Source organism: Bacillus sp. FSL K6-6540, from assembly GCF_038007545.1.
Genome location: NZ_JBBOXH010000001.1, coordinates 2,805,607 through 2,819,956, shown reverse-complemented (window position 1 = coordinate 2,819,956; position 14,350 = coordinate 2,805,607). Strand labels below are relative to the sequence as shown.

Annotated in this window: 12 protein-coding genes; 1 reads left to right on the top strand and 11 read right to left on the bottom strand. The window is 51.1% G+C overall.

Features of this window, described 5'->3' with window-relative positions; all coding sequences use genetic code 11:
* Nucleotides 1–26: 26 nt before the first annotated feature.
* From MHH82_RS12630 to MHH82_RS12595, 8 genes are all read right to left on the bottom strand, one after another.
* A complete protein-coding gene (locus MHH82_RS12630; RefSeq protein WP_036665345.1) occupies nucleotides 27–1,562 on the bottom strand; it encodes an extracellular solute-binding protein in 1,536 nt (511 codons plus the stop codon).
* Between the two features lie 64 nt (nucleotides 1,563–1,626).
* The gene (locus MHH82_RS12625) at nucleotides 1,627–2,496 is read right to left on the bottom strand and encodes a carbohydrate ABC transporter permease (protein ID WP_015734730.1); all 870 of its coding nucleotides are present in this window, start codon (nucleotides 2,494–2,496) and stop codon (nucleotides 1,627–1,629) included.
* 2 nt (nucleotides 2,497–2,498) lie between these two features.
* Nucleotides 2,499–3,467 carry an ABC transporter permease gene (locus MHH82_RS12620; RefSeq protein ID WP_340965916.1) on the bottom strand — a complete coding sequence of 323 codons (969 nt, stop codon included), beginning with the start codon at nucleotides 3,465–3,467 and terminating at the stop codon, nucleotides 2,499–2,501.
* Between the two features lie 58 nt (nucleotides 3,468–3,525).
* Nucleotides 3,526–4,878: an FAD-dependent oxidoreductase gene (locus MHH82_RS12615; RefSeq protein ID WP_340965914.1), complete on the bottom strand. Its 1,353-nt coding sequence runs from the start codon at nucleotides 4,876–4,878 to the stop codon at nucleotides 3,526–3,528.
* A gap of 229 nt (nucleotides 4,879–5,107) precedes the next feature.
* A complete protein-coding gene (locus MHH82_RS12610; protein WP_340965913.1) occupies nucleotides 5,108–7,633 on the bottom strand; it encodes a cellulase family glycosylhydrolase in 2,526 nt (841 codons plus the stop codon).
* Between the two features lie 336 nt (nucleotides 7,634–7,969).
* The gene (locus MHH82_RS12605; protein ID WP_340965911.1) at nucleotides 7,970–8,857 is read right to left on the bottom strand and encodes an aldo/keto reductase; all 888 of its coding nucleotides are present in this window, start codon (nucleotides 8,855–8,857) and stop codon (nucleotides 7,970–7,972) included.
* A 124-nt stretch (nucleotides 8,858–8,981) separates the two neighbouring features.
* Nucleotides 8,982–9,755, bottom strand: coding sequence for an SDR family NAD(P)-dependent oxidoreductase (locus MHH82_RS12600; protein WP_015734725.1), 774 nt, complete (start codon nucleotides 9,753–9,755; stop codon nucleotides 8,982–8,984).
* Nucleotides 9,756–9,836: 81 nt separating this feature from the next.
* A complete protein-coding gene (locus MHH82_RS12595; RefSeq protein WP_015734724.1) occupies nucleotides 9,837–10,340 on the bottom strand; it encodes a GNAT family N-acetyltransferase in 504 nt (167 codons plus the stop codon).
* 200 nt (nucleotides 10,341–10,540) lie between these two features.
* On the opposite strand from MHH82_RS12595, the gene xerS reads away from it, so the two are divergent.
* A complete protein-coding gene (xerS, locus tag MHH82_RS12590; protein ID WP_015734723.1) occupies nucleotides 10,541–11,623 on the top strand; it encodes a tyrosine recombinase XerS in 1,083 nt (360 codons plus the stop codon).
* A 10-nt stretch (nucleotides 11,624–11,633) separates the two neighbouring features.
* Here the strand turns inward: xerS and mobB are convergent, their stop codons facing one another.
* From mobB to MHH82_RS12575, 3 genes are all read right to left on the bottom strand, one after another.
* Nucleotides 11,634–12,137: a molybdopterin-guanine dinucleotide biosynthesis protein B gene (gene mobB / locus MHH82_RS12585; RefSeq protein ID WP_036665358.1), complete on the bottom strand. Its 504-nt coding sequence runs from the start codon at nucleotides 12,135–12,137 to the stop codon at nucleotides 11,634–11,636.
* A complete protein-coding gene (locus MHH82_RS12580; protein ID WP_036665359.1) occupies nucleotides 12,134–13,423 on the bottom strand; it encodes a molybdopterin molybdotransferase MoeA in 1,290 nt (429 codons plus the stop codon). The genes mobB and MHH82_RS12580 overlap by 4 nt, the downstream gene beginning before the upstream one ends.
* A 185-nt stretch (nucleotides 13,424–13,608) precedes the next feature.
* Nucleotides 13,609–14,340, bottom strand: coding sequence for a DUF4247 domain-containing protein (locus MHH82_RS12575; RefSeq protein WP_340965906.1), 732 nt, complete (start codon nucleotides 14,338–14,340; stop codon nucleotides 13,609–13,611).
* Nucleotides 14,341–14,350: the final 10 nt, after the last annotated feature.

Sequence of the window (14,350 nt, the reverse complement as noted above, 5' to 3'; positions counted from 1 at the left end):
GAAGCCCCTTCACTTTGTTATTCAGCTTATTTGTTCATCTTTGCATAATTCTCGTTCACCTCAGCGGTGATGGATTCACCACCCTGGCTCTGCCACTGCAGCACGTATTGATCGAATGCTTCGACCGGCACAGTGCCCATGATGATCTTCGTAAACGTCTCCTGCATCAGCTTGGTCAATTGCACCCCGTTCTTGCCCATGCTTGGCGTCGGGGGTCCGTTGTATTCGTTCTGGATCAGGTTGCTGCTGATCCGCGTCACGTTATCCTTAAGCTTGAATTCAGGACCGAGCGCATCAAGCCGCTGATAGTCAAGCTCCTGATCCCATGGGGCGGCATAGTCCAAAATGTTGTTGCGGTAAACGTGCTTGTTGTGTTCCTCAAAGTCCATGACCAGCTTGCCGTTTTCCCTCTTCGATATGTTGTGCTCAGGCAAGCCGAGTTTGATCGGCTCATGGCCTTCACCATTGGCAAAATTGAACATTTTGATGACTTCATTCGCCTTCTTGCTCTTTGCAGGCACGATGCTGTAGCCCATCACCATACTGGAGGCAAGGACGCCGGACTTCCCGTCCTGGCCCACCGGATAGTCAAGAGGAATCCATTCCGCCTTCGGATCGTTTGTCTTATTTGTCAGGATCGGCCCTCGCGTATCAAACCAGGTTGCCGAGAACAGGCCGGCTTTGCCGCTGGCTACTTTCTCTTCGATGTTGTTGTTCTTGTTCAGCGCCCATTCCGGATCAATCAGCTGTTCTTTATAGAGGTCCGCCAGGAACTGGAGAGCTTCCTTCGTTTCTGGCAGAATGGTGGCATTCACCAGCTTGCCGTCTCTCATCACCCATTGATTGACCGCAGACGCACCATTGAACGGTACACCGAATGAGCCGAAGAATGGCGCCGATCGGATGAGATTTTCCCCCATCAACAAGCCGACCGTGTCATCCTTGCCGTTACCGTCGGGATCATTTTGAGCAAATTGACGCATCACATTCACATATTCATCCAGCGTCTTCGGCGGCTGCAGCCCCAGATTGTCAAGCCAATCTTTACGCACATACATCAAATCGTTACCGAGAATATAATTGACCGCTGGCACCGCGTAGATATTACCGTCCACCGTAACGGAGTCCCATGCTTCCTGTGGAACCGACTTCTTCAGATCGGGACCTGATGCCTCGATAGCATCATTCAGCGGCTGCAGCGCCTTTTGGTTTACCATGTTAATGAACCAGGAAGCATCCTGCGTAAATACCATGTCTATATCGTCGCCGGATGACATCATCACATTCAGCTTGTCCTGATAGCCGTCGGAGGGCGGGTATACCACATGCACGTCGATATTGACGCTATCATTGACGTATTTTTGATAGGGGTTGTTGTTCTCGTTCATACCGTCCAAAAATTTTCGACCAAAGTTAGGCTGCACAATATTGATGGTCTGCCTTTTGCCGACCTCTCCTGAATCGGGACTGCCGGAAGCCTCCTTCCCGCCTCCGCATCCACTGAGCAAACCGGCCGCTATAGCGGAGATCACCAATCCTGACAACATGTTTCGCAATTTCATACTTTCAGCCCCTTTATATAAAAATATTACGAAATGTAAACGGATACAAGAACAATATGTCCTATTACCCCTTGACCGAGCCGATCATAATTCCCTTCACAAAATATTTCTGAAGGAACGGATATACGAGCAATATTGGCAATGTGCTCGCTATCAATGCTGCGGCTTTCAGCGACTCCACCGCCAGGAGCTGCCGTTCCAGGCTATCCGTCGTGTTAATGTTCGATTGCCCCGACATCACAAGCTCCCGCAAATAGATTTGCAGCGGCTTTAAGGAAGAATCGGTAACGTACATAACCGCATCGAAGAAGGAATTCCATTGTCCGACCGCATTAAACAAGGCGATCGTGGCAATCACCGGCATGGACAGCGGTACTACGATGCGAAATAAAATCCCGAGATTGGACGAACCGTCGATTCTTGCGGATTCCTCCAGTTCATTCGGGATGGACTGAAAGAAGTTTTTCATGATGACCACATGAAATGCGTTAACGGCACCCGGAATGACGTAGGCCCAGAAGGTGTTCATCAGATGCAGCTCCTTGATTACCAGGTATGTCGGGATCATCCCGCCGCTGAACAGCATGGTAAAGACAATAAGGAACATGATAGGACCGCGGCCTTTAATGTAATATCTTGATAGAGGGTACGCAAGCAGCATGGTCATGACTACGCTGATGAGGGTTCCCACAACCGTCCGCTGCACGCTGACGAGAAAAGATTGAACGAACCCCGGATCATTGAACACCTTCACGTAAGCTTCCGTCGTCCATTCTACCGGCAGGAAGGAGACTTCGCCGGATACAATCGCCCGGTAGCTGCTGAACGACTGGGCCAGAATGTGAATGAAGGGCGCCAAAGCCAAAAGCCCAAAACAGGCAAGCGCAAAGTGATTGATGCCGCTGAACCATTTTTCTCCCTTTGACATTTTCATAATCAGTAGATCCCTTCTTGACCCGTTCTTTTAACGGCTTTGTTGACGATAACGACCAGCACCAGACTGATGGCGGATTTAAGCAATCCAACCGCAGTCGAATAACTGAACTCGGACTGACCGATACCAATCCGGTACACATAGGTCTCAATCACGTCGGCAACATCATATACGAGCGAGTTATACAGAACGAATATTTGTTCAAACCCCACATCAAGGATGCTGCCAAGCCTAAGCAGGAACAGCACGATGATCGTCCCTTTAATGGATGGAAGGGTTACATGCCATAGCTGCTTCCACTTCCCTGCACCGTCCATGACGGCTGCCTCATACTGCTGCTGGTCAATGCCCGCGAGAGCCGCAAGATAGATGATGGCCCCCCAACCGACCTCCTTCCAAATATCGCTGATGACCAGCACCGATCGAAACCAAGCCGGATCCGCTAAGAAAAACACGGGTTCGAATCCAAGCCATTTCATGATTTCATTGACTGCGCCCGTGGCGGGAGACAGGACGTTTACCAATATACCGCCTAAAATGATCCAAGACAGAAAGTGCGGCAAGTAAGCAAGCGTTTGGATCGTCCGCTTATAAAACATGCTACGGATCTCATTGAGCAGAAGTGCTAAGATGATGGGACCCGGGAAACCCCAGATCAGCTTATATAAACTGATAATGACCGTGTTCCAGAACACCTGATAGAATTGGGGATCATGAAACAGCCGTACAAAGTGGTCGAGTCCTACCCATTCGCTGGCATTAAATCCTGCAAATATGCTGTAATCCTTAAAGGCGATCACAATCCCCCACATCGGAAGGTACTTAAAAACGAGAAAATACACGATACCAGGAACCATGATCAAGTACAAATCCCAATATTGCCTGAGGTTTGCGAAACGTTTTTTGTTTAAGACCGTATCGGTGCTGGTGCCGGACGGTCTGGGCACGGTGACAGCCTTATGTTGTGCCACGGCATTCACCTCTCTTCTGTTGTCTTGTCGCTATGATAAAAAATGGACTCGCTTCCGCCTAAACTTCAGCAAGCTCGCCCAGCCAGGCCCCTTGCTCGATGAGAAGACGCTGCAATTGTTTGATATCGACCTCCCGGGATGTACTGCCCGTCTTTGCACAGATGGCCGCGGCTGTTCCCGCTGCCTGCCCCATTGCAAAGCAGTTGGGCATTACCCGAAGCGAGCCCTGTACGACTCGGTCAGCAGAGGCGGCTCGTCCCGCAACCCACACATTTGCCAAACCTTGCGGAAGAAGGGAGCGGTATGGAACCCCATGCGACCGGCCGGGGGGAAGATGGCGAATTTCCATGTTTTCTTTGCTGGTTGCCATATGGATATCAATAAAATAAGCATTTCTTGCAATGTCGTCTTCAAAGCTTCGCATGGATATAAAGTCATCCTGAACCAGCATGTAGTCACCGACGATGCGGCGGGTTTCACGTATGCCGATTTGCTCGCCTGTGCTGACCAAATGGGCGTCTTCAAATCCGGGTACATACTTCCGCAGAAATTCGACCTGAATGTTGACCAGCTTTCTGCCTTCTACCGCAGCCTTCGTGAGATCTTCCGCCTTCGTTCCGTCTACGCCGAACACATGCCCGAAGTTGACCCCAACCAAGTAATCCGACACCCAGGCAAAGCCGGAGACTTCCTTCCGGCCGGGAGGAAGATCGCCGTTGCTCTGCGCCAGCTGAACCGCTTGCGGGATTTGTCCGGTGTCACCCCTATCCCTCATATATTGCCTGAAGCGCTCCCGGTTCACGTTGGTTAACAGGTAGCACATCGTCCCCGGCTGCAGCTCGCCGGCATCCCCGCCTTTCTGAAACGGAGCGCCGGCCAGCGCCGCAATATCGGCGTCACCTGTGGCATCAATGACGTACTTGGCCTCGACGATCGATCTTCCGGACTTATTCAGAAGCACCAGACCGTTCACGCCATGCCCCCCCGGATTCATGACCAGCTGTCCAACAAATGTATGGAACAGAACCTTGGCTCCGCTCTCAAGCAGCGCTTCATCGTACACCCGCTTCAATACCTCAACGTCAATCGGAACCCAATCCAGCTGTTCTTTATACTCCGTGATATAAGAAGGTTTGCAATTCGCTTTCATTCGCTCCATCAGCTCGAGCCCGATACCGCGAATGACAGGCTTCTCATGGTCGGTAAAAGGACAAAAGGCAGGTACCAGTGCCGTCGTGCCCATACCTCCTAGAAATCCCCTTTGCTCAATCAGCAAAGTATTTGCTCCATTATTGGCGGCAGCGATGGCAGCGGCAATGCCGGTCGGCCCTCCTCCGACGACGACGACATCAACCTGGTTCATGATAGGCAGTTCTTCCGGCGGCAGCGTCCATGTTCTTTTCGTTGTCATGTTTAGATCCTCCAGTGGTAAACTCGAAATGGCCCGATCCATTCGGGTATACCTACATTTTAGATCCCAATGGCGGTCATGATTAGCACACGCTGATGACATTCACTGTTCGGATCATGACCTTTTCATTGGCTTTAAATAAAAAAAGAGCTAATTCACAGGCAGGAACCTGCGAAAACAGCTCTTTAACGAACACTCTCATCCAAATTCGATGATACTTAGTTTCCTTTTATGTGAGAACGCGCCCGGGTTTATCTTTACACGGTTTATCCTTGTCAGGTTTGTCCTTGGGTTTGCTCCCGAGGTTTGTTTGACCGTAATTCGGCTTGCCTCTATCAGGTTTCTCGCCGCCTGGGCAGCTGTTACCCGGACGATCGGCTACCGGCGTACCTAACACCGTCACGCCGGGAGACTTATTCCCCGCCTCATCCACCGTTCGGATCCGATACGCGTATTCCGTTCCATTCACGAGCCCGTTTATTGTAACGGTTTGTACGCCTTTGCCTACATGAACCGCTTCAGCTTCGGCTGCACCTTCTTCCAAAACGACGACTTGGGCGAAATCGTCATCCTCCGGATCCGTCCAGTATAAGGTCAGCTGGCCGTCCCCTTCCACTACCGCCGCGCCATTCACTTCCTTCGGTGCCGTGTCGTCGTTGTAGCCTGTCTCCATGTCCATAACCCTGGCGATTTTATCATTCGGATTCACCGGTATCCCTTGCCATGAAGGCTTCGTAATATTTAAGCGCAAGGCTGTCGTTTGAACTGTTTCGAAGTGCATATCATTATACTCGCCATAAAAGCCGTCCTTGTCATTATCAACAACGGATGCCACCGGCACCCATACGGTTCCGTCCCAGTAATCTACGCTAAAATCACGGATATGCCATTGTTCACCGCTCGCGGCTCCACTCCAAATTTTTAAGTAGTTGAGTTTTTGCGGAACCGTCCATTCCATTTCAATAAAATGGCTCTCTTCCTGCCCTTGAGACAACCAGCGGGTGGATAGATTTCCATCAACGGCATATTCTTTAACGTTAGACCCGTTGGTTGAATCTACAGTCAAAGCTGCGAGCTGGGCTATGTTGCGCACGGTTATCGGTCCGAATATTTCAGACGGCTCCGAGGCACCGCCGGTGTTTTTGGCCGTAATTCGGTAATAGTACGGTATGCCGCTGCTTGCCGACGCATCCTTAAACGGTTGATCCGCTTCCGCAAGATCCGCCCCAACCACCGTCCAAGGTCCGTTTGGCGCTTCAGCCCGTTCGATATCATACGATTCAGCCCACTTTACCGGGTTCCAGGTCATGGAGGCAACTGAAGTAAAAGGTATCCACATCGGCTGATCCGGTACCGGTGGAATGGAAGAGGCGGTAATGGGACCAACGACATTCGAAGGCTCCGAGATTCCGGTTCCGTTCATCCCTTTTACCCGATAATAATAATTCATTCCTTCCGCAGCCGTCGTATCTTGGAAAGGACGAAACGGAATATCACTATCCAGTACCTGAGTGCCTATGATGGTCCATGGCCCATCCAGGTGTTCTGCTCTTTCGAATTGATAGGATTCCGCTCCCGCAGATCCTCTCCAGGCGATGCCAAGCACCGATTCGATCGGCAGTAGCTGAGGTGCGTCAGGTACTGGCATCGGCGGGACCGGCAGTCCGCGGATTTCATGGGCTTTTTCGCGAATCATGGACATAATCGCCTTTTCGTCATAGGTTTCACCCGATGGAAAGCCCGGCCAACGGAAATCTCCTTCTTTGTTGTAAAAGCCGCCGTCCTTGTTGTGAGACTTCAACGTCCATAACAAGGCTCCGGATGTACCGTTAGCGATCGCCTCATCAGCCGTTCGGGTGAGATTTGTCCTGTTCGAGTGTCCAAACTCCCCGATAACAAACGCTTTTTTACCCAAACTCAAGTTTCGGTCCGCAGCAGCACGCAGCGCATAATCCGCTCCTCCGCTCTCATAATAATGATTGGATACGATATCCACATTGGGATCCTCAAGGGAAGCCTGACTGATACCGTACCGTCCATCCATTACAATGTGATTAGAGTCCATGCTTTTTATATAAGCACTCATCTCCTGTGTCCAAGCGTCCGTCGGGTATAACTCATTTCCGGTTTCCCAAGCAAGGATGGCTTTGTCGTCTTTATATTTGATGCCGGTATAAGTATTCGTCCTGTTCAGCACATAGCTAACCAGGTGTTTATAATCTTCCTTCAATTCGGGATCGGTGTAGAACTCCCCGGCGGTCTTCCCTCGAAAACCTGCAAACTGTTTAATCCCACCGACATGCTCCCATGTATCGATAAAAGGAATAATGACGCGGATATGATACTCATTTGCCAGTCTCAGCACATGGTCCAGGTCCCGGAAATAATCCTCATTATACTGCCTTAAGCCAGTTACATGACTTGGCTGATCCCCATTGGCGGTTCCCCCTTTGATCGTGAACGTATAAAGCCTGACTACAGTGCCACCCATTTGCTGCAAGGATCTAAATACATCCTCCTGTTCCCATGGATCAGGGCGATGCCATACGGGAGCTGGCATATACGTGAGATTTGAGCCGTTCATGGATATGAATCGGAACTCCTTCTCGCCATCCATCAATCGATCCCCGCTGCGCGTGATAAAGTTCCATTCTCTTGACGGTACGCCATCCGCTGCGGCGGTTATACCTACACGATCCATTCCTCCCAACATAAACAAACATACAAGCATGACAGAAATCCAATGTCTTCGCATTCTTCTCCATTCCTCCTGCCCCTACTTAGATTTGAACAAAAAATGCCCCTCAATGTAAGCGGTATCATTTTTGTTGTTGATCTAAATTATAGGGACACTTGCGCAAAGTTGTTAGGTTACGTTCATGACTTGTACTGTTCCGCTGATGACTTTTTCGGAATGCAGCTATTGGGGAACCCCTTAAACTAACTGGTTGTTCGTGTCCATATCAATAGATACAAATAACTGTTCTTCCGTTATGCTGTATCTTACCTGTCCCATACATATCGACACCCGCTCCTGTCTGCAGAAAAAAGAGCCTGTCGAGAGAACTCGACAGGCTCTTTATTAAAACACTTACACCTTACCCACCCAGTCGGATCCGGCAACCTCTCTCCAGCGGCCGCGGATGGATTCGTAAACCTCCTCCGGCAATTTCCCTTTCTCGAGCAGTGCGGCATTTTGCCCCCAACGGTCGGGATTTGCCGTACCCACGATGGCGGTCGCTACGCCCGGCGTGCTCAGGGTGAACCGTAATGCCATCTCAACGCCTTGCTGAACGTCAGAGAGGAAATCGTAATTCAGCTCGCCGAGCCGAACCCAGTAAGGATAGGCATAGTCCCGTTCGCTTAATGTTTCATGCTTCCAGGCTACGTTGGCTACGGGACGTTTGGCAATAACCCCTATTCCCTGCTTCATGGCAAGCGGAATCGTGAGGTCGATTGCCTCCTGGTCCGCAATGTTCAGCGAAGTTTCAAAGCTGTCGAATGCGCCGGTTTGAAGGGCGTACAGTGCATCCGTCGAATCGCCGCTGTAGCCGATATACCGCGTTTTCCCCTGCTCTTTTGCTTTTTTCAGCACCTCGATCACGGTGCCCTGCCGCAGAATTTCCTCAGAGCAGCTGTGAAGGTGTATGACATCAACGTGGTCCACCTGCAGCCGTTTCAAGCTTCGGTCAATGCTTTGCTCAAGCATCACCGGATCCCAATCCGGGTAGTCCAGTCCGGAGGCGTGCCCGCATTTCGTAAACAGGTAATAATCATCTCTGCGGCCCGACAACGCTTTGCCGATCAATTCCTCGCTATGGCCGTAACATTCCGCGGTATCAATCATGTTAAGGCCTGCGTCAATCGCGCTGTGCAGCAGCCGGTCCACCGTCTTCTGATCCGACTTTCCGATCTCGGCACCGCCGAATCCCAATACACTGACCTGCATATCCGTCCGCCCAAATGCTCTACGTTCCATCGTCCTTCACTCTCCTCCCTATGATTACCATTCTACATTACCCGTTATGGATAATCTTGAAAGCTTTGTTCCGATACAATTGCCAAAGGATTCAAGCACCTGCATCCATGAAAAGAATCCCCTATCAAAATCCATAAATGCTAAGCCCGCCGTCAACCAGCAGCGTCTGCCCGGTCATGTAATTGGCGGCTTCGGAAGCCAGGAAAACGACGGGCCCCACCACTTCTTCCAGGTTTCCTACGCGTTTTAGAGGCGTCCGGTCCAGGATAGCCTGCATGTAAGTGTCGTCATTCAGCAGCTTCTCGGTCAGCGGCGTCCGGAAATACCAAGGCCCGACGGCGTTGACCTGGATTCCATACTGCGCCCACTCCATCGCCAGCACCTTGGTCATATGGATTAGAGCAGCCTTGGTCGATCCATAGACAACGCCCGTGCGTAGGGCGGTATGGCCGCCTACGGAAGAAATGTTGATGATTCTTCCATTCCCCTGCTCCTTCATATAACGGGCAGCGGTTTGAGATGCGACAAACGCCGATTTCAAATTGGTCTGCACGATTAAGTCCCATTCGTCATCGGTCACTTCCAGCGCCGGTGTACGAATGTTCATGCCGGCATTGTTCACCAATATATCGATTTGCCCCGCCTGGTCCACAAATTCGCGGATCGCCGCCTCCATCTCTTCCCGAATCGTCAGATCGCCCGGCAGCACATAGGCTTGACCTTTCTTCAAGCCGGCAATCAGACCCGCGGTCTCCTCCAGATCGCTTCGGGTTCGGGACATCAAGCCGACATCGCAGCCTGCCTCTGCCAATCCTATGGCGATGGCGCGTCCGATCCCGCGTCCCGCCCCTGTAACAAAAGCTTTTTTTCCTTCCAGCTGAAAGCTCGGTAAATACATCCGAATCACTCCTAAGCATCGTTCTGTAACCAAATTTTGTAATCAAACAATGGACCGTTCCTTCAAATCCCTGTAACAATTCTAGGAATTGAAATATTGCGAAGGATTAAAACGAACCGGGTCCACGTATTCCTCATAACGCCCGCCCGTATAGGACTCGATGACTTTTCGCCAGAAAGCCTGGGCCGGTATATTGCTGCTGACCTGCGTCACCTTCCAGCGTCCCTGGAATTGATTGAACAGCCAGGTCGCCGCCCAAGTCCCCAATCCCGTACGTCTGTATTTTTGCATAACGAAAAATTCCGTCATGTAATAGTCGGCTTCCGCAGCGTTGTCCATACGCTCGATCAAGGCAAAACCGGCCGGCCGTTGATCAAACGTAATCAGAAACGGATATTTCCGTTCCCGCTTTTTCCAGAACTCATCGAGATCGGGATAGGGTAAAAACAATCCTTGATCGTTCACCGAGATATCCAGATATTTAGTAAAATCGTACAAGTACAGTTGCATCAAGTTTACGATAACGGCTTGCTTCCGTTTGGGAACCAGCTCAATTCCCATGCGTTCCGCTCGTTCTGAAATCATGCTGCCGCCTCCCTAGGCATTTCACTATCATATTAAATGCTTCCCATCTTCATCATAGTATCCGTCTATGTTGAAACACAAGCGCCATCGGATCGAGGAGACGATCGTGTGAGGCATTAAGCACGACGGACTTTCCATATGTTACACTAGTATATAATGACAGCGATTAACGCTATAAAGACAATCATTCGAGGTGGAACATGAATATACAAAAAGATATCGACCGCGCAAGGCTCGATGAGAAAGCGCCGGCCATGCCTTGGTTTGTGCAGCAATTTATCGACTACAAACTTCCGGATCTCTCCCCCTCCACGCTGCTCGAATATGTAAGGGACTATGAAACGTTTTTTAATTGGCTCCGGTCGGAAGGGCTGTCACAAGCCGCCTCTAACCGAGACGTGACGCTGCTTGAGCTGGAGACCCTTCGCATGGATAGCATCACAGGTTACCGATTATATTTGACCACGCGCCGGGAAGGCACCAACTCCCGAATTACGGTTTCCCGCAAGCTGTCATCGCTTCGCTCTCTGTTCCATTATTTAAGCCAGATTGCGGAGGATGAGGATTTTTACCCGCTCCTTAAACGCAACATCATGGCCAAAGTGGAGATCAAACGAATTCACAAGCCCAAAGATACGGCTGCCAAGTTGAAAGGAAAAATATTGGAAGAAGAAGAGCTTCAGGATTTCATCACTTACATTCACGAAGGATACGGGCACGATGTGGAGAATAACAAACAGGCTCTATACGCGCATGAACAGAACAAAGTCCGAGATGCCTGCATTGCCAGCCTTATTCTAAACTCCGGTCTACGCGTATCCGAAGTGGTCAACTTGAATCTTGCAGACATCGACCTGAACAATAAAATGCTGCATGTGTATCGTAAGGGCAATAACGATGAAACCTTTAAAACCCCGGTCTACTTCCGGGCGCAGGCCAAAGACGATCTCGAGCATTATCTGCAGCTGCGGCAGACCCGCTACAAGGTGCCGAAAAAAGAAAAAGCTCTCTTCGTCGCGCTGCGAAACGGCCAGAATGAAGGACAGCGCATGACGAAACGGGCGATTCAGGCAATGATCATCAAATACGCCAAGCGTTTTGGCAAGCCGTCCCTGACCGTGCACAAGCTGCGGCACTCGTTTGCAACGGATTACTATCTTCAAAATGACATATATAAAACGAAAGAACAATTGGGGCACGCTTCCACCGAAACGACCGAAGTGTATGCCCATTTGACGGACAAGACGATGTCCGAGGCGATTGAGCGGCGTTCCGACGAGTAATTATGGTTTTTTACAGTGATAGTATAAGCGACGCGATCCGCTCCGCCTCATTCCAAGTAAACAAGGGAACCGCCAGCCGATGCTGAATCTCCTGCAGGCCGGGCGGTTCCTTTAGCATGTCGGGATTCACGACGATTCCCCGGATCTCCTCGACCTGATCCAGCAGCCCCCTGTCCTCCATTCCCCGCAGCAGTACCAGTTTTGGGTAAGGCATCATCTTATACCCTTCGACCAGCACCATGTCATAATCAGTGTACATATGTATCAACGTATCGAGGTCCAGCTCCGTTTCCCTCAGCATGGCCGTCCGGCCCGGCGAGGCAATGGCAATCCCCTCGGCTCCGGCCTCGCGGAATTTGTACGTATCCGTCCCTTCCCGGTCCATATCAAAGCCATGCCCATCATGCTTGATGACGGCTATCCTCATGCCCTGTCGTTTCAATTGCGGAATCAGAGCCGCAATGAGCGTGGTTTTGCCGCTGTTCTTATACCCGCAGAACTGGAAGACCTTCATGACCAAACCCCTGGAAGAACGAGCACCTGCACGGCTTGGCCTTTAACCGCTCCTCTCAGCTCTGGCGGTATAACAATCAAACAGTCGCTGTCCTTGATCGTGATCATGACACTTGATTCATCCAGGGTGGCGGGCGTGGCTACAAGTTTGCCGTTTACCGCTTGGAGGCTGCCCCTGACAAAACGGGTAAAATTATTCACCTTTGCATAATCCGAACCCAGCTCGGCTGTCCATTCGGTTAAATAAAGCTGCTCCATGCCCATCATTTTTCGAATCGAAGGTCTGACAAACAACAGAAATCCGACAAAGCATGCCCCCGGATTACCGGAGAGCGCGAATAGCAGCTTCCCCTCCTTCACCGCCGCGGTTGTCACGCTGCCCGGACGCATCGTGACTTTATTAAACAGCATGTCCAATCCGCCGGATGTCACCAGCTCTCCCATAATATCGTAATCGCCTACGGAGACGCCGCCTGTCGTAACCACGATGTCATAATCCCGGAGCGCTTCCTCCACCTTCTGACGGGCAAGCTCGATATGATCGGGAATGGCCTCCATGATCACCGGAACGCCGCCCGCTTCCCGAATTTGCGATGCAAGCATATAGGTGTTGCTGTTACGGATTTTACCGGGCTCAAGCGGCTCGGTTATGTCGAGCAGCTCGGTGCCCGTCGCGAAGATCCCCACGACCGGTTGACGATACACTCCAACCTTATGTATGCCAAACGTAGCCAGAACCGAAATCTCTCCCGGCCCGATGCGAGTCCCTCGGCGGAGAATCATATCGCCTTCCTGGAGTTCGAACCCGAGAGGGGTAATATTCTTTCCCTTCTCGATGGAACGCTTAAAGCCTACATAGGTTACGCCATCCTCCACGCGAAGCTCCGTCGCTTCAAGCATCACGACAGCGTCCGCGCCTTCGGGCACCTGGGCGCCCGTCATGATACGGGAAGTCTTGCCTTGTACGATCGGCACGGAGGAGACATATCCGCACGGGATATGGTCGACGACCTCAAGCCAAACCTTTTCCCCCTGATCGCATGGCGCCAAATCCGCTGACGACACCGCATAACCGTCCATGCCCGAACGGGCAAAAGCCGGGAACGGGTGGGGAGCGACGACATCGGATGCAAGCACCCGGCCATCGCTGTCCTGCAGCGAAATGAGCTCCTCCTGGCCGCAATCCGCATAAGAAGTAGCTAACGCTTGCGCGTCTGATACCTGTAGTGCACGCCGATCGAATTTATGGTTTGGTTTCTTGGGCGATATCGGTTCATGATCTTTCACAACTCATTCCTCGCTTTCTGACTATATCCCAGACTGATAATCTTACTGTACTACATTCTGAGCAATCTTCAAACCGAGCGGCTGATCTCCAAGAAATCGCTTGTACGTATCTGACGGTTGTATATTTTCGTTTCGAAACATTAAAAAACGCATGGCCTTAGACCATGCGCATGAAACGTATTGTTTTACCTTCGGCCCCTTCGGGAAATCTTACCGGATCCGATCCGGGTCTTGGGCTTCTTGTACGATTTCTTCGGCGAATCGAACAAACTTCCGCCGCTTTCGCCGCGTTTGATCGAGCCGCGGTCACCGCTCGAATCCGGATTCCGTCTGAACAGGCTTCCGCCCGTGCCGACCGTATCCTGACCGCGCCGTGTAATTTTCCCGCTCCGGTCAACCGTCAACGGCGGAGCGATCTTCTTATCTTGGCTTGTCGGCTTTTTATAGTTCCCTTGAGCCGGTTTATACACATCTTTGCTGGTATAGCCGCGATAGCCCCCGCCGCCCATCGAATCAAACAAATTCCCGATAAGGACGGCGGTCAAGTATCCCTGCAGGAAACTGGAATCGTAATTGCGCTGAACATATTCCTTGGAATCGATTTCGATCAGCGTATCGGCCGGCTTCTGGGGATCCTGCTGCAAATGGTAATACTCATCGCCATAGACCAAGAACATCCGCTCCGTACCCTCAGGAGAAGATTGATCCGGCGTATTCGCCGCCATGAGCTCGCTCGCCACTTCGGGAACGCTTTTATCAGCTGCCCGATACACGTAGGATGTTGCATTTCCGTCCCGATTGACGGACTCCAGCGGATACGTGTCCTTGATATTCGGCGCACCGCATCCGCTTAATAAAGATACGAACAGACTCAGTACCAGTATGATTTTTACAGATAAAAAAGAGCGTTCCTTCATGCCACCACTC